Raw genomic sequence first — 24,939 nt, forward strand, 5'->3', positions numbered from 1 at the left:
AGCGTAACCGCCGCTTCCGCCGCGTCCCAGCGCCTCAGCAGCGCCGGTGAAGGGGTATTTACGGATTAGGCCTGAGACCTGCAACCCCCATTTTCAAAAAACTTTGCATTTCGCATCGATTTCTTGTGTTTGTTAATTAAAACAGTAAGTTACATTAACAAATCAAGATCTTCAGACCGCCTGGAACGTGCGGATATCCCAGGAAGGAACCCCAAAACTTGCCCTTGCGGGGGAATCGAGGGGTTCGGCAGACAGAAACGATCTGCAAAACCTTACTGCACCTTGCGTACAGCCCGGATCTGACCAACAAGAAAAGGCTGGGTTACGCAAATACTGACTTTGGGTCACAGTTGTTTTTTTGCTCCATTAACGCACTCTCACCAGGAAGGTGGTAACCCTGCCCGACCAGTCAAAGAAACAAAAACGCCGCAAGAGGTGCACAAGGCAGCATGGATTTCGATTATATCATCGTAGGCGGCGGTTCGGCCGGATCGGTTCTGGCCAACCGCCTGAGCGAAGATCCATCCACAAGTGTTTGCCTGCTTGAAGCAGGTGGCGGTGGGAAAAGCCTTTTCGTCAGAATGCCTGCGGCTGTTGTTACCGCACTTCCGGGGCGTCCCAGAATCAACAACTGGGCCTTTGAAACGGTCCCGCAGCCCGGTCTGAACGGGCGCAGAGGATATCAACCGCGCGGCAAGGCACTCGGCGGCTCGAGCGCGATCAACGCCATGTTGTATGTAAGAGGTCAGCGGCAGGACTATGATGGCTGGGCCGATCTGGGCTGCGGCGGCTGGGACTGGGACAGTGTATTGCCTTACTTCAAACGGGCCGAGAACAATGAGCTTGGCGCCGACAGCGTGCATGGTGACAGCGGGCCGTTGCAGGTTTCACGGCAAAAAGAGCCTCGTCCAATCACCCATGCGTTCATTCAAGCCGCACAGCAGTTGCAACACCGCCATACCGAAGACTTCAACCGGGGCGACAACGAAGGCGTCGGTCTATATCAGGTTACCCAGTTTCACGACCCGGCAAAGAATGGGGAACGGTGTTCCGCGGCAGCTGGTTATCTTTTCCCGGTTTCCGACCGACCGAACCTGACGGTCATCACGCATGCACATGCCAGAAGGCTGTGCTTTGAGGGCAAGCGCGCAACGGGCGTTGTATACCGTGTGAGAGGCAAAGGCGCAGACATCACAATTCGGGCGAAACGCGAAGTCCTGCTGTGCGCAGGGGCCTTGAAAACGCCGCAACTGCTTCAGGTTTCAGGTGTTGGCGCAAAAAGCGACCTTGATCCGCACGGAATCGCGGTTCACCACGAGCTGCCTGGCGTGGGACGAAACTTGCAGGATCATCTGGATTTCGCGTTGATCTTCAAAACCACAGACACCGACAATTTTGGTATCGGCCCGGCAGGGGCAGCGCGGTTGTTGCGACATATTCAACGGTGGAGCAAGACGGGCGTCTCGATGGCGGCTACGCCATTTGCCGAAGGCGCAGCGTTTCTGAAAACCACGCCCGATCTGGAGCGTCCCGACATTCAGCTGCATTTCACCATCGCTATGGTCGATGACCATGCCCGCAAACTGCATTACGGGTACGGGTATAGTTGCCATGTTTGCAAGCTGCGGCCAGAAAGTCGGGGGGCCGTAGGCCTGAACAGCGCAGACCCCACGGCGGCGCCCGCCATCGATCCGGCGTTTCTGTCGGACAAACGCGATCTGGAAACCATGATCAAAGGAGCGCGAATGGCGCGGGATATCCTCAACGCGCCGGCTTTGGCCAAGTACCGGCAAAAAGAACTGTTCGGCACTGATACCGCCCAGACCGATCAGGATTGGGAGGAGCACATCCGCGCCCGCGCCGACACGATCTATCACCCCGTGGGCACCTGCAAAATGGGCGTGGACGAAATGGCGGTCGTCGACCCCCAGCTTCGCGTCCGCGGGCTTGAAGGCCTGCGGGTCGTCGATGCCTCGGTGATGCCGACATTGGTGTCGGGCAATACAAACGCACCCACCATCATGATTGCCGAAAAAGCGGCGGACATGATCAAAGCGGCGGCGATGTAAAGACGCTACTTGCCTTTCATCAGGGCTTCCAGCCCGACACGGTAATTGGGATAGATCAGATCAATACCCAGTTCTTCCTTGATCCGGTCGTTTCGAACCCGCTTGTTTTCGTTGTAGAAACTGCGCGCCATCGGCGTCAGATCGGCGTCGTCGAACCGGACCGCAGGAGGCAGGGGCAAACCCTGCAACTCGGCTGCGTATCCTATGACATCCTGCGGCGGGACCGGTTCATCGTCACATACATTGTAGATGCTTCCCGGATTCGGCTTCATCATCGAGGCTTCCAGGATCTGCGCGATGTCTTCCACATGAATGCGCGAAAACACCTGCCCCGGTTTGATAATGCGCCGCAATCCACCACGCTTGAGCTTGGAAAACGGACCGCGCCCCGGCCCATAGATACCCGCCAGACGGAAGATGTGAACAGGCAGGCCCGGAATGGCCGACCATTGCTCCTCGGCCAGCATACGCCATCTTCCGCGCTTGGCGGTCGGTGTGGGCGGCGTGTCCTCATCCACCCAGCCACCCTGATGGTCGCCATAGACGGCCGTTGTCGACAAGTAGCCCACCCAATCGAACTGACCGGACCGCTTGGCGATTTCATCGCCCAGCACCGCCAACACTGGATCACCCGCTTCATCTGGCGCCGTCGAGATCAGCAAATGGGTCACCCCATCAAGGTTCGGTGTCTCACCCGGCCAGATCAGCGACTCGGCGCCAGAGGCCCGGATTGCATCCGTCCCTTCACGGTCTCGCGTCGTGCCAAAAATTTTCCAGCCCTTCGGGGCAAGGTTTCGGGACAGGGCCTGGGCAGAATAGCCATGGCCGAATGAAAAGAGCGTCTTGGTCATGCCCCTTTGATGATCTGCGTCGTACCGGGATGCAAGCGCCGCATGGACGCACTTGAATCGAATCTTCGATTGCGCCTTTCTGTTGGCCATGAGCAAAAAAAAACCTGACCTGCATTCGGCCTATGCGCTGAGTTCTCCGGACGAGAACAGACAGCTCTATGCGGAATGGGCAGGAGATTATGATGACGGTTTCGCCGCGCGCGAAGATTATCAGCTTCACACCCACACGGCACGGGCATTTGTCGGCGCGGGCGGTCAGGGGCCCGTTCTGGATGTCGGAGCAGGAACCGGCTTGTGCGGCGCGGTGCTGTCGGCGCTTGGCGTCGGACCCATTGATGCAACCGACATCAGCGCAGAGATGCTGGATCAGGCGATGCGCAAGGATATTTACCGGGACGCGATCGAGGCTGATCTGACACAGGGCATCCCCGTTCCGCGCCACAGCTATTCCGGCATAGTTTCATCCGGCACGTTCACACATGGTCATTTGGGCCCCGAGGTGTTGCCCGCGCTGTTACGCGTGGCGCGGCACGGGGCGCAGTTTACGCTTTCGATCAATGCGCGCCATTTCAAGGAACTGGGTTTTGCCGACGCTTTCCGTGAATTGGAACAGGATCAGATTCGCAACCTGACCCTGCCCGAAGTCCGCATATACGGAGATCTCGCGGCTGGCCCCAACAAGGATGACACCGCTTTGATCGCTTTGTTTGAACGGGTTTGAATCCGGTTATTCGGATACAATCAGGCCACCCGCCTCGACCATGCGCATCGCTTTGCCTCAGGTCGCGTAGTCCGAACTTTCAGAATCAAGGATCGCTTTGATCTCACGCAGGTGCGCTTCGGCCTGATCGGGATAATCGTCCAGCTCTTGCGCTGTTTTTTCGGCAATCTCATCCGACAAGACGCGCAGGGGCAGCCCGGTCTGCAAGGCACGAATATAGGTTTCGGCCGCGCGTTCGAAATAATACAGCCTGTTGAAGGCATCCGCAGGGTCGCTGCCGATGACCAGAACACCGTGATTGCCCATGATCATGACCTTCTTCCTGGGATCGGACAGCATCCCGGCGCAGCGCTCACCCTCGCTTTCAAAGGCCAGACCTCCAAATTCTTCATCTACCACGTAACGGTTGTAAAAGGTCGCCGTGTTCTGATCGATCGGCGGCAATGAACTGTCGGCCAAAGAGGCCAGAACAGTCGCAAAGATCGAATGCACATGCATGACGCAACGCGCATGCGGGCAGTGGCGGTGGATTGAACCGTGCAGCCCCCAGGCCGTCGGGTCCGGCGCGCCAGGTTGTTCCATCACGTTCGGGTCATTGGCATCCAGCAACAATAGATCCGAGGCACGAATGCGCGCAAAGTGCACCTGATTGGGGTTCATCAGAAATTGCGTGCCGTCATCGTTGACCGCCAGGCTGAAATGGTTGGCAACCGCCTCATGCATGTTCAGCCGGGCAGTCCAGCGGAAGGTGGCGGCCATATCCACGCGCTCGGACCAATGGTCGATATTGGGACGAAGACTGGTGAGGCTCATGCTTGGCTCCTTTCGCGGCTGGTCGTGGCCAAACCTGCATGGGGCCTGGCAGTTTGACCAACGAAAAAAACGCAACTATCCCATTAGCTGAACTTATGCCGAGGTTATGTAGATGCAGAACTCGCTTCCTCCGCTGGGCTGGTTGCGCACTTTCGAAGCCGCCGCGCGCCATCTCTCGTTTACCGGCGCGGCACGAGACCTGAACATGACGCAAAGCGCCGTCAGCCAGCAGATTAAATCTCTGGAAGGGCATCTGGGGCAGCCACTGTTTCTGCGCCGCCCCAAAGCTCTGGAACTGACCGAGGCCGGAATCACCTATCTGCCAGTCGTGCGAGAGGCTTTCCGGACACTGATGCGCGGAACCCGGGCGGTTACCGGTGCGCAACCAAACGCGGTTCAAGTGCAATGCAACATCAGCTTTGCCGTCAACTGGCTGGCCCCGCGCCTGCCGGCATTTCGGGCGGAACATCCACATGTTCAATTGAACGTCTTCACCGAGCTTTGGGAACCGCGCGAAATGGCCGAAGGCGCAGCGGTCGAGATTCGGTTTTCGCTTCGTCCGTCCGACACGGTCCGAACCGAAATTCTGCGCACCGAACACTATTATCCGGTCTGCGCACCAGACTATCCGGTATGCTTGGAAAACCTCCAGGAACAGCCACTGTTCGACTGCTCCAACTTGCTGTCCAACTGGCCAAGCTGGGCGGAAGATCAGGGTCTGAATTGGGAAAATCCGTCGATAACCTACGCGACGACCTATCTGGTTTGCCTGTCAGCGGTCATGGCTAGCGGTGGTCTTTGCCTGGCACATGACACGATCGCCAGTCATCTGATCAAGCGCGGTCAGCTGGTCGCGCCGTTCAAGCACCGTGCGCGAATGCCCGAGTCCTACTATCTGCTGCTGTCCCCGCAGGCCGAGGACACACCCGGCGCTGTGGCCTTTGCCAACTGGGTGCGGCGTGAGATCGGGTCTGAGGTGTAATGGGAAACGCACGCGCCAGAACCAAAAGACGTGCCCAACATGTATGAGGAATCCCCAACATCGAAGAACCGGGGTTGCACCCGCTGACGCATTCGTGAAAGTTGAGCCATGGAATACACACCTTTCCCAAGCTGGCCCGATGTCGCCCCCAAATTGATCGCAGTTGCAGCCGGACGCGAGGCGGCGGACATGGTCATTCAGGGCGGAACCTGGGTGAACGTACACAGCCGCGAATTGCTGCCGGATCATTCTGTGGCGATTGTTGCCGGGCGCATAGCATTCGTCGGACCGGATGCCTCGCATTGCGTGGGGCCGGATACGGAAATCATCGAAGCACAAGGGCGCTACATTCTGCCCGGCTTGTGTGATGCGCATATGCATATCGAATCCGGGATGCTCACCCCAGCCGAATTCGCCCGTGCCGTCATCCCGCATGGAACGACCAGCATGTTCACCGATCCGCATGAGATCGCCAATGTGCTGGGTCTGGACGGCGTGCGCATGATGCATGACGAAGCCATGATGCAACCGGTCAATATTTTCACTCAGATGCCATCCTGCGCGCCTTCCGCACCGGGGTTGGAGACGACGGGCTATGAGATCACGCCCGAAGACGTGGCCGAGGCGATGAACTGGCCGGGTATCATCGGGCTGGGCGAGATGATGAATTTCCCGGGCGTGATCCATGGTGATCCCAAGATGCTGGCCGAGATTGCAGCCACTCAACGGGCCGGGAAAACGGTCGGAGGGCACTATGCTTCGCCTGATTTAGGGCCTGATTTTGCGGCTTACGTGGCGGGTGGCCCGGCGGATGATCACGAAGGCACATGCGAGGCCGACGCTATTGCACGGGTTCGGCAGGGGATGCGCTCGATGATGCGTCTGGGATCGGCCTGGTATGATGTGGAAAGCCAGATTACGGCCGTGACAGAAAAAGGGCTGGATCCGCGCAACTTCATTCTTTGTACAGATGACTGTCATTCCGGCACATTGGTGAATGACGGGCATATGAACCGCGTCGTGCGCCATGCCATTGCTTGCGGATGCGACCCCCTGGTCGCGCTGCAAATGGCCACGATCAACACGGCAACGCATTTCGGGCTGGAACGCGAGATCGGTTCCGTTACTCCGGGGCGGCGGGCGGATATCATCCTCAGCTCGGATCTAGCCGAACTGCCGGTTGAGATGGTGATAGCCCGCGGGCAGGTTGTCGCGGAAAACGGTGCAATCAAAGTGGATTGTCCACATCTGAACTGGCCCGAAAAATCGCGCCATACCGTTCATCTGGGGCATGCGCTGACGTCGGCCGATTTTGAGATCAAGGCACCGGAAGGGGCCAACAAAGTTCAGGCCAACGTCATCGGCGTGGTGGAAAACCAGGCCCCGACCAAGGCGTTGAAGGCCGAATTGCCGATCATAGGCGGGCTGGTCGAGGGCGAAGGCGAGGTGTGCCAGATCGCGCTGGTCGAGCGGCACCGGGCCACCGGGGGCGTCACCAACGCTTTTGTTTCGGGCTTTGGCTATCAGGGAAAAATGGCCATGGCCTCGACCGTGGCGCATGACAGTCATCACATGATCGTCGTCGGTACGGACCGCGATCAGATGGCGCTGGCCGCCAACCGTCTGGCCAAAGTGGGCGGTGGCATCACCTTGTTCCGGGACGGGCAGGAACTGGCGCTGGTCGAACTGCCGATCGCAGGCCTGATGTCCGACAGTCCCGCCGCCGAAGTCGCGGCCAAGGCCGACAGGATGGTGCAGGCGATGCAGGACTGCGGCTGTCATCTGAACAACGCGTACATGCAGCATTCATTGCTGGCGCTGGTCGTGATTCCCGAGCTTCGAATATCGGATCTCGGGTTGGTCGACGTACGCACATTCGAAAAAATAGAACTTCTGGAACCATTGGCATGACGACACTCCTGACACCACAAGCACCCGCGCCAGAACAGTTTACCGATCCCGCCGCCGCTGTCGCCCGGTTGGAAGAGCTGTACGTGCAGGCGACCAATTTCCTGTGCGACAGCTTTGCGGACGCCATGGAAAATGGGGCACCTGCCGCACGATTCAGAGCCTATTATCCGGAAATTCGCATCAGAACCTCGACCTATTCCCAAGTCGACAGCCGCCTGAGCTTTGGCCATGTGTCTGAACCTGGTGTTCATGCCACGACGGTGACGCGCCCGGATCTGTTCAGATCCTACCTGACCCAACAGATTGCCCTGTTAATCAAGAACCATGGTCAGCCTGTGACAATTGCGGCGTCGGGCACACCGATTCCGGTGCATTTTGCCGTGGCAAACAATCCCGATCTGGTCGTGCCTCATCAGGGCGCAGCCGACTTCACCCTGCGCGATGTGTTTGATGTTCCGGACCTGACAACCACCAATGATGACATCGTCAATGGCGTGCATGTCCATGAGGATGCTGTTGGGCCCTTGTCCCTTTTCACCGCCCAGCGCGTGGATTATTCGCTTGCCAGATTGGCGCACTACACCGCCACCGATGCAGGTCACTTTCAGAATCACGTGTTGTTTACGAACTACCAGTTCTATGTCTCGGAATTCGAAAACTACGCCCGAGAACAATTGGCGGACCCTGCCAGCGGCTATACCAGCTTTGTTTCAACCGGCAATGCCGAAATCACGGACCCCAAAGCACCTATCGAACAACCGTTGAAACTGCCGCAAATGCCGACCTATCACCTGAAGCGCAAAGATGGTTCGGGGATTACTTTGGTGAACATCGGTGTTGGCCCATCCAATGCAAAAACCGCCACCGACCATATCGCCGTTCTGCGCCCGCACGCGTGGCTAATGGTTGGCCATTGCGCCGGGTTGCGCAATACGCAGGCATTGGGCGATTTCGTTCTGGCCCACGCCTATCTGCGCGAGGACAAGGTCCTGGATGACGATCTGCCCGTCTGGGTGCCGATCCCGCCTCTGGCAGAAGTTCAGGTGGCGCTGGAACACGCCGTGGCCGAGGTGACGGAGCTGGAAGGGTATGAGCTTAAACGGATCATGCGGACGGGCACTGTGGCCTCGGTCGACAACCGAAACTGGGAATTGCGTGATCAGTCCGGCCCGGTCCAGCGACTCAGCCAATCCCGGGCAATCGCGCTGGATATGGAAAGTGCCACCATTGCCGCGAACGGCTATCGGTTCCGCGTTCCGTATGGCACTTTACTGTGCGTGTCGGACAAACCCCTGCACGGAGAATTGAAGCTGCCGGGCATGGCGTCTTCGTTCTATACCACTCAGGTCAGCCGACATCTGGCCATCGGCATCAAAGCGATGGAGCATCTGCGCGGCATGCCGTTGGAGCGTTTGCACAGCCGGAAACTGCGCTCCTTCGACGAAACGGCCTTCCTCTGACGCAAAAAAGCAACGTTTTCCCCATATTTTTAGGGGTTTCAGCGCTACTATTCGTTGTGTTTGGCCACAATATCCCGTTACAGTTACGCGGTGAGGCCCTATAGATCGGGCACGTTAAGGAGACCAAGAAATGGCAAAGCCTATGACAAAGACTCAGCTGGTTGCTGCTCTCGCTGAGGAAATGGGAACCGACAAGAAATCCGCAAACTCTGCGCTGGAGGCCATCACCGGCCTGATTACCCGCGAAGTTTCGGCCGGTGGCGCAGTGACCCTGCCCGGCGTCGGCAAAATCTACTGCCGCGAGCGGCCCGAGCGTCAGGTCCGCAACCCGGCCACTGGTGAAACCTTCACCAAGGAAGCCGACAAGGTTGTGAAAATGACCATCGCCAAGGCACTGAAAGACAGCGTAAACGGCTGATTTCAACTTTTTAGCCAACGATAAAGGGCCGCCTTTGGGGGGCTCTTTTTTCTATCGTCTTGAATATTCTGTGCCTGCGGGTTTTGAACCCGTTTCGCACAACATATTTCGGCCCGGTATTCGCCACCAAGGTGAGAATGCGCCTTCAAGGGCAGCCATTGACCTGAACCTGGGTCAGAGAACTGGCAAAATCTTGCCATGGTGTTTGCGGGCCTCTTTTCAAGACTTGTCTGATCACCTTACAACTTCGTCAGTCTTCGAACCGGCAATGAAATATCTTGCAAAACAGCGTCTGTAAAAAGAAAACAACTTGGCCGCGCTTGTCCGGCAGCGCCCGTTCCGCGATTGCGGTGGGTCTTATCACTCTTGTCTCTGCCTGCGCGCAAAACACCACCAATGCGAATCTCGACCCTGAACGCCAGTTGATGGCGCTGCAAGAGGTCTCGAAAAAGCGGGCCAGAGGTCAAAGAGTATGGTGCGTGCCCTACGCCCGAGACCTCAGCGGTATTGAAATTCGCGGCAATGCGAAAGACTGGTGGGGACGGGCGCAGCAAGTGTTTGAGCGCGGCAAGGAACCGGTTGTTGGTGCGGTTATGTCGTTTCGGGCGACCCGAGGAATGCCCCTGGGCCATGTGGCTGTCGTATCCGATATCGTCACCGACCGGGAAGTCATCGTGAATCATGCCAACTGGCACCGAAACAAGGTGTCGTTGAAGATGGGCGTCAGGGACGTCTCCAAAAACAATGACTGGACGTTGGTTCGGGTTGAAAGCCAACCGGGCCACTACGGCAATCCCTACCCGGTAAACGGGTTCATCTATCCGGCGGTTGACGAATAGCCTTGCCCAACTTCATTTCACGGGCGAGTTGATCGCAGCGCGGGCAACATTCCTTTTGATCGTACCGTAAAGGCAGCCGCCGCCCGGGTTGGGATGTCGCGCGGTTGAAAAGCCCGCAGATTGTCCAAAGCTGCGATATTGTCGGTAAAAATAGAAACGGGCACCAGAGGTGCCCGTTTCTGTTCCGTGTCTCTGGTCCGGTCAGTGGACCGTTTCAACCTTGTGGAAGTCCAGATCACGATCTTCTGGCATCGAGTCGATGCTCAATACCTCTTGGCGTTTGGTGATCAGGATATAGACGACGCAAGCCAGATACAGTCCAACCACGACTGCTCCAATCCACTGGATTTGCAGCCATTGGCTTTGGAACAACAGGGTCAGGACAAACAGCAGTGCGACGTTGCCCGCCACGTAGATCGCCTTTCCGAACCGCTCGACGGTCAGGTTCAGGTTGTCTGTGTACAGACGGATCAGCGAGTCCAATGAGTTGATCACGAACGTCACACCCACGATCACCATCGCAATGTTGGTGATGCCAGCGGTACTGATGTCGTTCAGGTGGTAATAGTAAAGAACGGTGAACCAGATCCCCAGAGGGATCGACGGGAAGATCAACAGCGCCGCCAGCAACTGCCACGTGGTCAGGCCACCCACAAAGCGCGACGTAAACTGTCCGATCATGATCGACCATGCAAACCACCAGAACAGGTAGAACGCGTGATAGTCGGTCAATGGCAGGACGAACTTGTGCAGGTTGGCGAAATAGGCGCCGATATTGCTGCCGGTTTCCACGAACCCGGTCACGCCCATACCTGCGGCTGCCCACATGCCCAGAATCAGGGCAAGGAACAAAAAGGTCGAACCGACGGACAGGATGCGAACGTATTTCAGATCGGTCGAGGAATAGGCCGCCGCCAGAATGACGACAAACACGATGATGTAGAAGGTGGTAACGACGGATTCACCATCGCCGACCTCGGGCAGATAGCCGGGCAGGTAGATCAGGAACAGGCTGGCGGTGAAGGCACAGGTGCCAATGATCACCACGTTGTTGATCAGCTTGACCAGCGGGATCTCAAAGAACTTCACGCGGGGTTCGATCACGCAGAAGTAGAAGGCCGTCAGGAAATAGAAGGCCCAGATCAGAAAACCCCAGAATCCGAACTCGATCGCCAGCGGGTTGGCAAAGGCATAGGCCGGGTCATCGGCGTATCCTCCGAATTCGGTCAGTGGAAACATGATCAGGCCGACATCCAGGCCGGATGTGAACAGAATCGCGATGAACGTGAACAGATGAACCGGTGTCACGCCGACACAGCGCAGGTTCCACCATTTCACGACGAAGAAAGCGACCAGCCCCAATGCCAGCAGGACGCCGAACGATAGAATGTACTCCAGAAGCACCGACAAACCTCCCTTGATATGTCAGGTCCTGCCGCCGATATCTTTAATTGGCTGGTCAATCAATATAAACATGCGCAAGACTTTTCTTGCATCACGCATGTGTCTTTTTTGACGCGCACCGCTTGCGACCGATCCCAAAATCAGGAACAGTCCGCGCAAAGTGACAGGGGGTCTCCATGGATCTGCGCGCCATAACCATGGGGCTGACATTTGCCCTGATCTGGTCATCTGCCTTTACCTCGGCGCGTATTATCGTGGCGGATGCGTCCCCTCTGTTTTCGCTGGCCTTGAGGTTTCTGATCTCCGGTGTTCTGGGGGTCATGATTGCCCGCGCGATGGGGCAAAGCTGGCACCTGACCCGAAACCAGTGGCGCGCAACGATATTGTTCGGGATCTGCCAAAATGCCTTGTATTTGGGTCTAAATTTTTATGCGATGCAAACGGTCGAGGCATCGGTCGCGGCCATAATCGCATCCACCATGCCCTTGTTGGTGGCGCTGGCGGGGTGGTTGATTTTCGGCGAAAAGCTGCGGCCACTGGGTGTTTTGGGTCTGTTCGCCGGTTTCGCCGGAGTCGCCCTTATCATGAGCAGCCGGATCAGCGCGGGCGTTGATATGTTCGGCGTCGCGCTTTGCGGTGTGGGTGCTCTTGCCTTGACCTTCGCAACCTTGGCCGTTCGCGGTGCAACATCCGGCGGGAATTTCATGATGGTCGTTGGCCTGCAGATGCTGGTTGGTTCAGCCGCGCTGTTTGCGGCTGCTCCGGTCTTTGAAACCATTTACATCCACCCGACGTTGCCACTGGCGCTGGCCTTTACCTACACAACCCTTTTCCCCGGTTTGCTGGCGACATTGATCTGGTTCCTGCTGTTGGACCGGATCGGAGCCGTACGAGCCGCCACCTTCCACTTTTTGAACCCCGTATTCGGGGTCACCATCGCGGCGATCCTGCTGGGCGAGAAACTCGGCGCCATGGATGCGGTTGGCGTCACCGTTACAACCCTTGGCATTCTTGCGGTTCAGCTTTCACGCCAACCCGTTCAAGGCAGCAAGGCCTCGACCTGAGACAGCAGTTTGCGGGAATCGGGTTTGACATTTGACCCGAAGGTCGCTGCGACCTCACCCTCAGAATTGATCAGGATCTTGTTGAAGTTCCACTTGGGCGTGAACCCGGTCTGCGCGGCAACGGCCTTGTAGAACGGGTGAGCGTCAGCCCCTTTGACCGGAGTGATATCCGTCATCGGCAGGGTCAGCCCATAGTTCATCTCGCAGAACTGTTTCACCTCTTCCGCGGACCCAAGTTCCTGATTGAACGAATCCGACGGAACCGCAAGAACGACCAGCCCTTTGCCGGAATAGTCCTCATGCACCCTTTGCAGAGCCTTGTATTGCCCGGTAAACCCACACTGGGACGCGGTGTTGACCACCAGGATAGGTTGGCCGCGCCACTCTTCGATGGCCAATGTGCCTCCGTCGATCGAGTCGAACTCACCGGTCAGCGGCGCCGCCTGAATGGCGCGGCCCAGCAAGATCAGGGCAGTCAAAAGCAGCAATCTCATCATGTCTTGTCCTCCCTTTTATTCAGATACGCGTGACTTTGCTGTTCAGATCACTTGCACGACTGCGAGAGCGGTTTGAAATATCGCTTTGCTTTCCACCCCGCAGCCCCCAGATAATGGCGCAAACACTATTTCAGCCGGAGGATCCATGACTCGCTATACCAAAGACCCCACGGCCATTGCTGCGCTTTCGCCCGAAGAGTTTCACGTCACCCAGCGCAGTGGTACGGAACGTCCGGGCACCGGGAAATACCTGAACAACAAGGAACCCGGCATTTATGTGGATATCGTATCGGGTGAACCGCTGTTTGCCTCGACCCACAAATACGAATCCGGGTGTGGCTGGCCCAGTTTCACCAAGCCGATCGTGCACGAACATGTCGAAGAGTTCCGCGATACCACGCATGGCATGATCCGGACCGAGGTTCGTTCGAAACACGGCGACAGCCACCTGGGGCATGTCTTCCCGGACGGTCCGCGTGAACATGGCGGTTTGCGGTACTGCATCAACTCTGCCTCGCTTCGGTTCATTCATCGGGATGAGATGGAAGCCGAAGGTTATGGCGAATACCTGATTCATGTGGAGGATATCTGATGACCGAGCAACGCGCTGTACTGGCCGGGGGCTGCTTCTGGGGGATGCAGGACCTTATCCGCAAACTGCCGGGCGTGTCGCGTACGCGTGTCGGCTATACCGGCGGTGACGTGCCCAACGCGACCTATCGCAATCACGGCACCCACGCGGAAGGGATCGAGATCTGGTTCGATCCGTCTCGGATCAGCTATCGCGACCTGCTGGAATTCTTCTTTCAGATCCATGACCCGACCACGGTCAACCGTCAGGGCAACGATATCGGCATGAGCTATCGATCCGCGATCTACTACGTGGATGACACCCAGAAACAGGTGGCCTTGGACACCATCGCCGACGTAAATGCCAGCGGCTTGTGGCCCGGAAAAGTCGTGACCGAGGTCGAACCTGTCGGAGACTTCTGGGAAGCCGAGCCAGAGCATCAGGATTATCTGGAGCGGATTCCGAACGGCTATACCTGCCACTTCCCGCGTCAGGATTGGGTCCTGCCCAAACGCTCAAGCGCAGCAGAATAAAGCACCACCTGCCCGGCCCCTCTGAAGCTTTCAGGGGGGCTAGCCTGCGGCCACCCTCGGGCGCCCGCTTGCCTCGACCGTGATCAGGGCCTCGACAAAAACGTCCTTTGCCTCGACTCGCGCGGTTTTGATGTCACGATCCACGATCACGCGAATGTCTTCTGCGCCGGCTTCTCGTACTGCGCCCTCTGCTTCGGACATCAAAACCTTTTCCAACAGGGCCAAGGCGTCCTCTGACGCGGCGAAGTCCTTCGGGCCATCCTCCAGATGCACACGATATCGCCCTTCCGCCGGGGATGTGACCGTGCCCGAGCGACGCAGGGTCAGCCGCCCCACGACAGCACCAATCGCATTGGCCACGCCCGCATGTTCCGGCAAGATCATTCGGCAGTGCAGCCGTTCACCCACCGCAGGGTAATAGCTGGGGGCCGACGCCCCAAGGCCAACCACATCCACATTCAAAGCAGCGCTCAGCGACAGCAACCCACGGTGTTGTGCCAACCCGCGCTGTGTCAGCACATGACGCGCCAAGTCTTGCGAAGGCAGACCAAAACCAACCTGCTCTTCGTCAAAAGCAGCCTCTAACAAGGTCAAACTGGTCTGTTCCGTCAATTGATCCACGATCATCTGTGCCAACGCTTCGGGAGAGTTTGCCAACATATCCCCTGACCCGACCCGTTTGCGTGCCATCAGTTCCAATGCCTTGCGCGCCGCATCGACATCCCAGGCACGAACCCGCCCCAACACGTGGCTGGCATCAGATGGCGTAACCCCAGACACCTGGATGATTCCGCGATCGACCAGGCGCATCAGCGCCCCGTTCTCCATCCGCGACCGCAGCAAGGCGCTCAGGGGCAGAACGCGATCTCCCAGCCTCTCCAGCAGGCTTTCTTCCCGCGCACCGACTCCTTCGGCATGGATGCCGGGCACGCGGCGGGCAAAACGCGTATCATGCTCGCCCACAGTCGTGGCCCGCAATTGTTCATCCAGTACTGAATGCACAACGTCGGGCGCTTCTGACGCGATCAGCGAAACGGGCAACACGCGACGCGGGCCCAGGAACACACCGCCCCGCAACCCTTCAGCCACAACATGCACCTGGCTGTCTCCGCCCAGACCGTGGGTTCGCATCGCCACGGCTTCGACCATGGTGCGAAACCCACCCACCTGCGCCCCGGCCGGATCGATCGCGGGCTTTCCGTCCCGGATAAGCGCCACATCAGTGGTCGTTCCCCCGATGTCCGAGACCAGCGCATTGTCCGCTCCGGTAAGCCATCGCGCCCCGACGATAGAAGCCGCAGGCCCGCTCAGAATAGTCTCGATCGGCCGTTCCCGGGCCTGTTCCGCGCTCATCAGGGCGCCATCGCCACGCACCACCATCATCGGCGCCGATATTCCCAGCGCATGCAGCTGATCCTGTGCACGCCCGATCAATCGGTCGATCATCCCGATCAGCCGCGCATTCAGCACAGCCGTCACCGCGCGTTTCGGACCATTGAGCTTGGCGGACAAGTGATGCGAACAGGTTACCGGCGCCCCGGTCCTTTCCGAGATTATGCGCGCCGCTTCCAACTCATGCACCGGGTTGCGGGTGGCGAACTGAGCAGCAACCGCAAAGCCGGAAATTCCCTTATGCGAATCCAAAAAGGCCTCAAGCGCTGCGACATCCAAAGCGGCAGCTTGCCCACCGGAATGGGTATGCCCACCGGCAATCACCAGGGCCGGATCGCCCTTCAGCGCCTCTTTCAGCCCGTGTTTTTCAAGATCACTGTCCTTGAACCCGATATAGATCAACGCGACACGGCCACCCTGCCCCTCGACCAGAGCATTCGTGGCCAGCGTCGTCGACAATGACGCCATCGAGATCTGATCCGGTGTGACCTGCGCCTCTGCCAACACAGACGAGATCGCCTTGCCCACACCAATCGCCAGATCTGCCCGAGTGGTCAGCGACTTGGCCGAGGCGATGACCTCTTTCTCATCCCTGATCAACACCGCGTCGGTATAGGTCCCGCCCGTATCTACCCCCAAAGACAACGTCATCGGGTCCTCCTGTCTGTTCGCTGTGGATGGGTTTAGCGGTTATGCACGACACGTCCAGCCCGTTTGCGGCAATTATGACAGTTGTTCCACCGCCCAGCGCGCCGCCTCTGCCACGGTCTCATCCGGGTCCTCCAACAGACGCTGAGCCACTGTTTTCAGTTTTGGCTGTCCCGAGTTTCCAATGGCATACAGAACATTGCGCACGAACCGGTCCCGGCCGATACGTTTGATCGGCGAGCCCGAAAACTTTGCGCGAAAAGCGGCATCGTCCAGCGCCGCCAGTTCTTCCAAGCCGGGCGCTTTCAGATCGTCACGGGCGGCATAGCGCATATCGCTCGCTGCGACGGCAAACTTGTTCCATGGACAGGCCGCCAGACAATCGTCGCAGCCATAGATCCGATTGCCCAACTTACCGCGCAGCTCATGGTCCACCGGGCCCTTATGTTCAATGGTCAGATATGAAATGCACCGCCGTGCATCCAGTTGATACGGGGCCGGAAACGCATCGGTCGGGCAGCTGTCCAGACAGGCGCGGCACGACCCGCAATGATCGATCTCTGAATTGTCTGTCGGCAGGTCCAGAGTAGTGAAAACAGACCCTATAAAGGCCCAATTTCCCCATTCGCGGCTTACAAGATTGGTGTGCTTGCCCTGCCACCCCAATCCGGCGGCATATCCCAGCGCCTTCTCGGGAACTGGCGCGGTATCGACAAATACTTTCACCTCGCCTCCGGCTTCGGCAATCAGCCATCGCGCCAACCGCTTCAGCCGCTTCTTGACAAGATCATGATAGTCCTTGTTCTGCGCATAGACGGAAATTGCACCACGATCCGGGTGATTCAAGATCTCCGTCGGGTCATGTTCCGGCGTATAGCTTTCGGCCAACATGACCACCGATTGCGCCGCGGGCCAAAGGGCGGCAGGATCGCCACGCCAATGCGTGCGCTCGGCCATCCATCCCATTTGCCCGTGGTACCCGGCGTCCAGATAGGCCCGCAAGCGTTTCGGCACCTGTGGAACATCCCAAGGGCGGCACACGCGACAGGCAACAAACCCCTCTGCCTGGGCTTGTTGCACCAGCTTTTCCTTAAGATCCGATCCGCTCTTCATCTGGCCAAAAATATCCTCGGGGGGAATCGCGCCCATGGCGCGATGGGGGGCAGACAGCCCCCCTTGCGCACCCTATCAGAAATCCAGATCAGCGTAATGGGGCGGCGGTCGGAACCCTGGCACCTGATCCGCCAGTATTGACCGAAATGCCGGTCGAGACTTGATCTTGGCATACCAGTCCTTGACCACCTGGCTGCGGTTCCAGTCCACGTCCGAGATGTAATCCAGCGAAGACAGATGTGCCGCGGCCGCAAAATCCGCCAATGTCATCTGATCCCCCGCCAACCAACGGCGGTGATCCAGCAGCCACGCCATGTAATCCAGATGGTATTTGATCGCCTTGGCACCCTGTTTGACATTCTTGCTGTCCGGATACCCCTGTCCTGTCACCTTTTTGTTCACTCGCTCATACAACAGCTTCGATGTCACCTCGTGGTGAAATTTGTCGTCGAACCACCCGACAAGGCGTCTTACTTCGAATCTGGCTTCGGGGGTTTTCGGCATCAAAGGTGGCTCTGGGCGGGTTTCTTCGATGTATTCGCAGATAGCCGCGCTTTCCGACATGATCTGCCCGTCCAGACGCAATACGGGCACTTTTCCCGCCGGGTTGCGCCGCAGAAAATCAGGATCTTGTTCCCAGTATCGCTCTTCTACCAGCTCAACCTCGATCTTCTTCTCCGCCAGCGACAGACGGACCTTACGACAATACGGAGAGAGGGGAACGTGAAACAGACGCGCCATGAACTTCCATTCGAACCAGTGAATACCCGACAGATTTAGCCTTGGCAGATAGCGGGTTTCAATCCTCGAAACAATCTGCGCGACCATCTGCGCGGATGGTGGCCGCCCCATCGAGGATCGAAGCCGCCCGTCTGCGGGTGCGCGCAGTCGGATCCGTGACCGATCGGTTGCGCGGGGACGGCAGGATTGCCGCAATCCGCGCCGCTTGAACCGAAGTCAGCTTTGCCGCGCTGGTGTTGAAATAGCGTTGCGCCGCAGCTTCGACCCCGAATACGCCATTTCCGGTTTCGGCGACATTCAGATACACCTCAAGAATACGCTGTTTGCTCCAGAATATTTCAACCACCGGCGTGATCGAGGTTTCCAAAGCCTTGCGCACCCAGCTGCGACCCTGCCAGAGGAACACATTCTTCACCACCTGTTGCGTGATGGTCGAGGCACCACGATTGCCGCCATCCTCAAGCGCATCGCGGATGGCTTCGACGTCAAAGCCCCAATGCAGGCAGAAATTTGCGTCCTCGGCTGCAACAACTGATCTTGCCATGATCGGTGCCATGTCTTCGATCGGAACCCATTCGCGTTCAACCTTTCCCAGCCGGCGCCATTCCGACCAGATGGTGTGGGTGACAGGAGGGTTCACCACCGAATAAATCAGGACCAGAGCAACCACGAGGCCCAGAACCGCCATGACCGCTCGCGTTGCCCAGCGGCGAATCTGCCGCGCCACTGGTTCCTTCTTTCTGGATGCCTTGCGTTTTTTTCCGCCGGATTTGCGGGCTGCTTTCTTCGCCATGTCTCAGCTATACGACGCAAGGTTCCGGTTTGAAACGGCCTAAATCGCGAAAGCGCGCGCCTCGCGCGGATGAACGATCGGGCGCGCGGTTTTCAGCGACATCGGATCAAGCCCGGTCAACTCGGGAAACAAGTGCAGCACTTCGCTTTGTGTTTCGCGATCCGAAGCCGACAACGCGTGCCCGGGATAATAGCTTTCGCTTTTCGCTCCGTTGGCGAAAACGATCTCATGCTGTTTGAACAACAGATGGAAATATTCAACCTCACCGCCCTCGACCCGTGTCACGGTGTCATCGTTGACCAAAGTATGCGCCGGAACCAGCGCTTCGGTATGGCCGAACAGATAGGACGCCTGCCAGTCTTCGATCAGCATCCGGTGCTGCGGTGAAACCAGCAAGGGGCGATCCAGACCGAACACCCCGGCATCGAAACGGATTGGAGCCAGTTTGCCTTCGGCTGCGACGGTTGTACACCCAACCCAGATCAAGGGTTGTGGTCCGTGATCCACCGTGATGACCAGATCACCAACCTTCAAATCCTCAACCGCGCGCTCACCTTCCGGTGTGGCGATCATGGTCCCAGCCGTAAAGCACGGCGGCCCAAGGTTACCGACATTCAGCGGGCCTGACGTGTTAACAAAAGTGGTCGACACCAGCGTTCCGGGCTGCAGCACCTGGCCGTCTGTGGGGGTGAAAGCCCGAGACCCATCGGCCAGGTAGAAAGTGGTTCCTGTATAGGTCACGTTCCCAACGCCTGACACGTTGATCGTTACAGTATCGCCTGGCCAGGAATTTGTAACGTCTTGCCCGTTGACCGTGTCACCACTGGGTGCGTCAATAAGATTGTCATCATTCGCATCAGTCAGGGTGAAATTGCTGACCGCGACGGCCGTCCCCGCTGGTGGCGGGCTTGCAGGATCAAAGGTGAAGAACTGATCGCGATATGTCGTTGGCATCCTGTTGCCCCTACTCTGTCACCATTAGAAACCGAAACAGGCCATGGCTAACACTACAAGGTGAAAAAAGCATGGCGAAATTCGGGAGAGCAGGCAAGAATTCCACTGAAACCTCACAATAATCAGGGCCCCGCGTGCTGTAAATAGCACGCGGGGCCAGTATTTTGATGGAATTTAGGCTTACTCGGCCGGAACTGCCGTGACTTCTTCGCTCAGCGGGTGGCTGAGTTTGTTGAGCATTTCTTTGGGACAAACCTGTAGGAAGTTGCCCTTTTCCACGTCCCAATGCTGGAGAATATCCGCGGCCTTGCGGCTGTAGGTCTCCTCGGCGTGACGCGTGATCAGGGCTTTCAATTGCTCCACCCAATGGTCCACGGTGACCGGGCAGGTCACAAGCGTTTCCTTGTTCATCAACGCTTCGGCCTTGCCTTCGGGATCATACAGATATGCCATGCCACCGGTCATCCCGGCACCGAAATTGGCCCCGATGTCACCAAGTATCACGGCCACGCCGCCGGTCATGTACTCACACCCGTTCGAGCCACATCCTTCAACCACAACTTTGGCACCCGAGTTGCGCACGGCAAATCGTTCACCCGCGCGGCCAGCCGCGAACAGATGGCCGTCAGTTGCACCGTAGAGAACCGTGTTGCCGATGATCGTGTTGTCGTCCGCCTTCAGCGGGCTGACCTGCGGCGGGCGCACAACGATCGTGCCGCCAGACAGGCCCTTGCCAACATAGTCATTGGCATCCCCCGACACTTCCAGCTTCAGACCCGGAGCCGCGAAAGCCCCCAAGGACTGACCGGCCGAACCCTGAAGTTTCACGTGCAGGTGGTCATCCTGGAACGTGTTCCGCATGCCAAAATTCTGCACAATGTGGCTGGAAATGCGGGTTCCGACGGTGCGGTGCGTGTTCTGGATGGCATATGACAACTGCATCTTCTCGCCATCCTTCAGGAACCGCGCCGCATCGCGCACGATCTCGGCATCCAGCGTGTCGGGCACCGCGTTCCGATCCTTGTCGCGATTGTACACGATGTTATGCGCACCATCGACGGTGATCAGCAGCGGGTTGAGATCCAGATCGTCCAAATGCGCCGAACCCCGGCTAACCTGCGCCAGCAGATCGGCCCGACCGATGATTTCATCCACGGAACGCGCGCCAAGGCTGGCCAGCAGCTCGCGCACTTCCTGCGCGTAGAAGGTGATCAGGTTCACCACCTTGTCGGCGTTGCCGGTGAACTTGGCGCGCAGGGATTCGTCCTGCGTACAGACACCAACCGGGCAGGTGTTCGACTGGCACTGACGCACCATGATACAGCCCATCGCGATCAGGGCGGCGGTGCCGATGCCGTATTCCTCGGCCCCCATCATCGCCGCCATGACGATGTCGCGCCCGGTACGCAGGCCGCCATCAGTGCGCAGAGTCACCCGGTCGCGCAGGTTGTTCATCGCCAGAACCTGATGCGCCTCGGTCAGGCCCATCTCCCATGGCAGACCGGCATATTTGATGCTGGTCGCGGGTGAGGCACCCGTACCGCCATTGTGCCCCGAGATCAGGATGATATCGGCCTTCGCCTTGGCCACACCGGCAGCGATCGTGCCAACGCCGGAAGACGCCACCAGTTTCACCGTCACCTTGCAGCGCGGGTTGATCTGTTTCAGGTCATAGATCAGCTGAGCCAGATCCTCGATCGAGTAGATATCATGATGCGGCGGCGGCGAGATCAGCGTAACGCCCTTGGTCGAGTGCCGCAGACGCGCGATTAGGTCAGTGACCTTCATGCCCGGCAGCTGACCGCCCTCGCCCGGTTTCGCCCCTTGGGCAACCTTGATTTCCAGCTCTTCGCACTGGTTCAGATATTCGGCGGTCACACCAAACCGGCCCGAGGCCACCTGCTTGATTTTGGCCGAGGGGTTGTCACCATTCGGCTCCGGCACGAAATGCGCCGGGTCTTCACCCCCTTCACCACTGTCGGATTTCGCACCGATCCGGTTCATCGCCACGTTCAGCGTCTTGTGCGCCTCAGGCGACAGCGCGCCCAGCGACATGCCCGGCGTGACAAAGCGCTTGCGGATCGAGGTGATCGATTCAACCTCTTCGATCGGCACCGGTTTACCCAATGGTTTGAAATCCATCAGGTCGCGCAGATGGATCGGCGGGTTCGACTGCATCTTGGCAGAATACTGTTTCCACAGCTCATAGGACGCCTTGTTGCACGCCATCTGCATCATATGCATCGAGGTCGCTTCCCACGCGTGGGTTTCACCCGATTTCCGTGCCTTGTAGAAACCACCGATCGGCAACACGTCCAGACCACTGTTCCAGCCCTTGGCGTGGATTTCTTCGGCCTTTGCCTGGATACCCTTGACGCCGATGCCGGAAATACGGCTGGTCATACCCGGGAAGTACTCGGCCACCATCGCGCGGCTCAGGCCAACAGCTTCGAAATTCAGGCCGCCGCGATAGGACGAGATCACCGAGATCCCCATCTTGGCCATGATCTTCAACAGGCCCTGGTCAATGGCTTCGCGATAGCGCGCGACATTTTCGGTCAGGGTGCCGTCCAGCAACCCACGATCGATACGATCGGCCAGCGAGTCTTCGGCCAGATAGGCGTTCACAACGGTCGCGCCACAGCCGATCAGAACCGCAAAGTAATGCGGATCCACACATTCAGCCGAGCGTACGTTCAAGGAACAGAACGTCCGCAGGCCCTGACGGGTCAAGTGTGAGTGCACTGCGCTGGTGGCAAGGATCATCGGCATCGCCACCCGATCTTCACCCGAGTTCATGTCGGTCAGCACCAGATGCCCGGCACCAGACCGGACAGCCTCTTCAGCTTCGGCTCTGACACGGGCCAAAGCAGCGCTCAGCGCACCTTGACCGGGCTCAAAGCTGCAATCGATCTCGGCCAGCGGAGCGTTGAGGTGCCCAACCAGTTCATTCCATTGTGCGTTTCCGACAAAGGGGCTTTCCAGAACGATGATCTCGGTCTGGCTGCTGTCCTCATCCAGCACGTTCTTCAGGTTCCCGAACCGGGTTTTCAAGGACATGACGCGGTATTCGCGCAAACTGTCGATCGGCGGGTTGGTGACCTGAGAGAAATTCTGGCGGAAGAAATGGCTGAGCGGGCGGTATTGCTTGGACAGAACCGCCGAGGGCGTATCGTCACCCATGGACGCCAGCGCCTCTTTGCCGTCTTCGGCCATGGGCGCAAGAATCTGCTCCAGCTCTTCGACCGAATAGCCTGCCGCGATCTGGCGTTTGCGCAGATCTTCGCCCGAGAATATCGGCTTTTCGGTCACACCTGCCAGCGCCTCGTCCAGATCGTTGATCTTGCCGACCCACTCGCCAAACGGCAATGCGCTCGCCAGCTTGTTCTTGATCTGGGTGTCGCGATACAGCTTGCCCTTTTTCATGTCGACAGCCAGCATCTGACCGGGGCCCAGCGCGCCTTTTTCGGTCACTGTGGACTCATCAATCGGCACCATGCCGGCCTCGGATCCCGCAATGACAAGACCATCGCCAGTCACGACGTAACGCATCGGACGCAGGCCGTTGCGGTCCAGTCCAGCACAGACCCAGCGGCCATCCGTCATGGCCAGCGCGGCGGGGCCGTCCCACGGCTCCATCACCGAGTTGCAGTAGGAATACATGTCGCGCCAGGCCTGCGGCAGTTCCACCGCCTGTTTCGACCAGCTTTCCGGAACCAGCATGGTTTTCGCCATGGGCGCCGAGCGGCCCGCGCGCACCAGAACTTCGAAAACCGAGTCCAATGCGGCCGAATCCGACGATCCTCCGGCGATGATCGGCTTGATATCCTCGGCATAATCCCCAAACGTCGAGGACGCCATGCGGATCTCGTGGCTTTTCATCCAGTTGATGTTGCCTTTCAGCGTGTTGATCTCGCCGTTATGGGCCAACATGCGGAAAGGCTGCGCCAGCCACCATTGCGGGAAAGTGTTGGTAGAATAGCGCTGGTGGTAGATTGCGAAGGCGGATTCAAACCGTTCGTCCATCAGGTCGGGATAGAAGACGGCAACCTGCTCGGCCAGCATCATGCCCTTGTAGATGATTGAACGGCACGACAGCGACGCCAGGTACAGCCCGGAAATACCCGCAGCCGAGGCGGCCTTTTCAATACGGCGACGAATGACATAGAGCTCGCGCTCGAAGGTCTCTTCGTCCACACCTTTGGAATTCGAGATCAGGATCTGCTCGATCTCGGGCCGGGTGGCGTTGGCTTTTTCACCCAGACAGGTGACATCGACCGGCACGTGACGCCAGCCATAGATGTAATAGCCCATGCGCAGAACTTCGCTTTCCACGATGGTCCGGCACTGTTCCTGTGCGCCAAAGTCGGTGCGCGGCAGGAAAACCTGACCAACAGCGATCAGTTCGTCCAATTTGGGCTCGTGGCCCGTGCGCCGGATCTGATCGTAGAAAAACGAGACCGGAATCTGCACGTGAATGCCCGCGCCATCACCGGTCTTGCCGTCAGCATCAACCGCGCCGCGGTGCCAGATCGCCTTGAGCGCGTCGATACCGGCATCAACGACCTTGCGCGACGCTTTCCCATCCACGGACACAACAAGACCCACACCGCAGGAAGAATGCTCTTCTTCCTCGGAATAGAGACCATTTTCAGCCATCCATTTGCGCTTGGCTTCTTCGGCCCGCACCCAATCGGCATCATATTTGGTCATTGGCTGTCTCCTTCGTCAGAGGGGGCGTACATGGCTTCGACCTCGGCTTTGGTCATCTGCCGGCGTTCGCCTGCGAACGCGTATCCCTGGGGCTTTTTGTCGATGTAAAGTTCAAGTTTCAGCGGGTTGCCTGCGGCGTTGTCAAACAGACCTGCCGCCATTTGCGTCTGGCCGTGCATCTCGCCCGGGAGCGTGATCCGATACCAAAGCGCCGAGCCGCAATCGGCGCAAAAGGCGCGCTCGGCCCAGTCAGAGGAAGTGAAAGTTTTGACCGGTCCAAGCGCGGCATAGCCTTCTTCGGCCTGAAACGTCACCAGCATGGAACTGGTCCAGCGCCGGCACTGGTCGCAATGGCAGGCCCCCAGCGCATCCCGCGCCGGAGTTGCCGTCACTGTAACTGCGCCACACATGCATTGGCCTTGCAATTCAGGCATTTCGAAGCCTCCTGATCG

General features: G+C 58.2%; 21 protein-coding genes. 10 read left to right on the forward strand and 11 right to left on the reverse strand.

Annotation, left to right across the window (positions count from 1 at the left end; all coding sequences use genetic code 11):
- Nucleotides 1-449: 449 nt before the first annotated feature.
- Nucleotides 450-2,069 carry a GMC family oxidoreductase gene (locus GS605_RS10510; RefSeq protein WP_171723957.1) on the forward strand — a complete coding sequence of 540 codons (1,620 nt, stop codon included), beginning with the start codon at nt 450-452 and terminating at the stop codon, nt 2,067-2,069.
- 5 nt (nt 2,070-2,074) lie between these two features.
- On the opposite strand, the gene GS605_RS10515 is transcribed toward GS605_RS10510, so the two are convergent.
- Entirely contained in the window at nt 2,075-2,920 is an 846-nt protein-coding gene (locus GS605_RS10515) for an SDR family oxidoreductase (protein ID WP_171723958.1), read from the reverse strand.
- Between the two features lie 88 nt (nt 2,921-3,008).
- Here GS605_RS10515 and GS605_RS10520 point away from each other — a divergent pair, with 88 nt between their 5' ends.
- Nucleotides 3,009-3,641: a class I SAM-dependent methyltransferase gene (locus tag GS605_RS10520; protein WP_171723959.1), complete on the forward strand. Its 633-nt coding sequence runs from the start codon at nt 3,009-3,011 to the stop codon at nt 3,639-3,641.
- Between the two features lie 57 nt (nt 3,642-3,698).
- Here the strand turns inward: GS605_RS10520 and GS605_RS10525 are convergent, their stop codons facing one another.
- A complete protein-coding gene (locus GS605_RS10525; RefSeq protein ID WP_171723960.1) occupies nt 3,699-4,454 on the reverse strand; it encodes a class II aldolase and adducin N-terminal domain-containing protein in 756 nt (251 codons plus the stop codon).
- Nucleotides 4,455-4,566: 112 nt separating this feature from the next.
- Here GS605_RS10525 and GS605_RS10530 point away from each other — a divergent pair, with 112 nt between their 5' ends.
- From GS605_RS10530 to GS605_RS21260, 5 genes are all read left to right on the forward strand, one after another.
- Nucleotides 4,567-5,436 carry a LysR family transcriptional regulator gene (locus tag GS605_RS10530; protein ID WP_171723961.1) on the forward strand — a complete coding sequence of 290 codons (870 nt, stop codon included), beginning with the start codon at nt 4,567-4,569 and terminating at the stop codon, nt 5,434-5,436.
- A gap of 108 nt (nt 5,437-5,544) precedes the next feature.
- Nucleotides 5,545-7,347, forward strand: a complete 1,803-nt coding sequence (gene ade, locus GS605_RS10535; protein ID WP_171723962.1) for an adenine deaminase — start codon at nt 5,545-5,547, stop codon at nt 7,345-7,347.
- A complete protein-coding gene (locus GS605_RS10540; RefSeq protein ID WP_171723963.1) occupies nt 7,344-8,807 on the forward strand; it encodes an AMP nucleosidase in 1,464 nt (487 codons plus the stop codon). Before ade ends, GS605_RS10540 begins: the two co-directional genes overlap by 4 nt.
- Before the next feature lie 130 nt (nt 8,808-8,937).
- Nucleotides 8,938-9,225, forward strand: a complete 288-nt coding sequence (locus GS605_RS10545; protein WP_117871130.1) for an HU family DNA-binding protein — start codon at nt 8,938-8,940, stop codon at nt 9,223-9,225.
- Nucleotides 9,226-9,704: 479 nt separating this feature from the next.
- A complete protein-coding gene (locus GS605_RS21260) occupies nt 9,705-10,064 on the forward strand; it encodes a CHAP domain-containing protein (protein ID WP_348539561.1) in 360 nt (119 codons plus the stop codon).
- Nucleotides 10,065-10,265: 201 nt separating this feature from the next.
- On the opposite strand, the gene GS605_RS10555 is transcribed toward GS605_RS21260, so the two are convergent.
- The gene (locus tag GS605_RS10555; RefSeq protein ID WP_171724161.1) at nt 10,266-11,462 is read right to left on the reverse strand and encodes a BCCT family transporter; all 1,197 of its coding nucleotides are present in this window, start codon (nt 11,460-11,462) and stop codon (nt 10,266-10,268) included.
- Between the two features lie 182 nt (nt 11,463-11,644).
- Here GS605_RS10555 and GS605_RS10560 point away from each other — a divergent pair, with 182 nt between their 5' ends.
- A complete protein-coding gene (locus GS605_RS10560) occupies nt 11,645-12,532 on the forward strand; it encodes a DMT family transporter (RefSeq protein WP_171635254.1) in 888 nt (295 codons plus the stop codon).
- Here the strand turns inward: GS605_RS10560 and GS605_RS10565 are convergent.
- Nucleotides 12,508-13,029 (reverse strand): glutathione peroxidase, encoded by a 522-nt coding sequence (locus tag GS605_RS10565; protein WP_171723964.1) that lies wholly within the window; start codon nt 13,027-13,029, stop codon nt 12,508-12,510. The two genes, GS605_RS10560 and GS605_RS10565, sit on opposite strands and share 25 nt — an antisense overlap.
- 145 nt (nt 13,030-13,174) lie before the next feature.
- Here GS605_RS10565 and msrB point away from each other — a divergent pair, with 145 nt between their 5' ends.
- Together msrB and msrA are read left to right on the forward strand one after the other, a co-directional pair.
- Nucleotides 13,175-13,621 (forward strand): peptide-methionine (R)-S-oxide reductase MsrB, encoded by a 447-nt coding sequence (gene msrB, locus GS605_RS10570; RefSeq protein WP_170345953.1) that lies wholly within the window; start codon nt 13,175-13,177, stop codon nt 13,619-13,621.
- Entirely contained in the window at nt 13,621-14,133 is a 513-nt protein-coding gene (msrA, locus tag GS605_RS10575; protein ID WP_171635256.1) for a peptide-methionine (S)-S-oxide reductase MsrA, read from the forward strand. The genes msrB and msrA overlap by 1 nt, the downstream gene beginning before the upstream one ends.
- A gap of 39 nt (nt 14,134-14,172) precedes the next feature.
- Here msrA and GS605_RS10580 read toward each other — a convergent pair whose 3' ends face one another.
- From GS605_RS10580 to GS605_RS10610, 7 genes are all read right to left on the reverse strand, one after another.
- On the reverse strand, nt 14,173-16,176 hold the full coding sequence (locus GS605_RS10580; RefSeq protein WP_171723965.1) for a hydantoinase/oxoprolinase family protein: 2,004 nt from the start codon (nt 16,174-16,176) through the stop codon (nt 14,173-14,175).
- A 72-nt stretch (nt 16,177-16,248) separates the two neighbouring features.
- Nucleotides 16,249-17,286, reverse strand: coding sequence for a tRNA epoxyqueuosine(34) reductase QueG (gene queG / locus GS605_RS10585; RefSeq protein ID WP_171635259.1), 1,038 nt, complete (start codon nt 17,284-17,286; stop codon nt 16,249-16,251).
- A 75-nt stretch (nt 17,287-17,361) separates the two neighbouring features.
- Nucleotides 17,362-18,027, reverse strand: a complete 666-nt coding sequence (locus tag GS605_RS10590) for a glutathione S-transferase family protein (protein WP_171635778.1) — start codon at nt 18,025-18,027, stop codon at nt 17,362-17,364.
- Between the two features lie 58 nt (nt 18,028-18,085).
- Nucleotides 18,086-18,820: a monofunctional biosynthetic peptidoglycan transglycosylase gene (gene mtgA / locus GS605_RS10595; RefSeq protein WP_171723966.1), complete on the reverse strand. Its 735-nt coding sequence runs from the start codon at nt 18,818-18,820 to the stop codon at nt 18,086-18,088.
- A gap of 39 nt (nt 18,821-18,859) precedes the next feature.
- Nucleotides 18,860-19,774, reverse strand: coding sequence for a Hint domain-containing protein (locus GS605_RS10600; protein ID WP_171723967.1), 915 nt, complete (start codon nt 19,772-19,774; stop codon nt 18,860-18,862).
- A gap of 180 nt (nt 19,775-19,954) precedes the next feature.
- Entirely contained in the window at nt 19,955-24,487 is a 4,533-nt protein-coding gene (gene gltB / locus GS605_RS10605) for a glutamate synthase large subunit (RefSeq protein WP_171723968.1), read from the reverse strand.
- Nucleotides 24,484-24,921 carry a GFA family protein gene (locus GS605_RS10610; protein WP_152459664.1) on the reverse strand — a complete coding sequence of 146 codons (438 nt, stop codon included), beginning with the start codon at nt 24,919-24,921 and terminating at the stop codon, nt 24,484-24,486. Before GS605_RS10610 ends, gltB begins: the two co-directional genes overlap by 4 nt.
- Nucleotides 24,922-24,939 lie beyond the last annotated feature (18 nt).

Source organism: Ruegeria sp. HKCCD7559, from assembly GCF_013110575.1.
Lineage (GTDB): Bacteria > Pseudomonadota > Alphaproteobacteria > Rhodobacterales > Rhodobacteraceae > Ruegeria.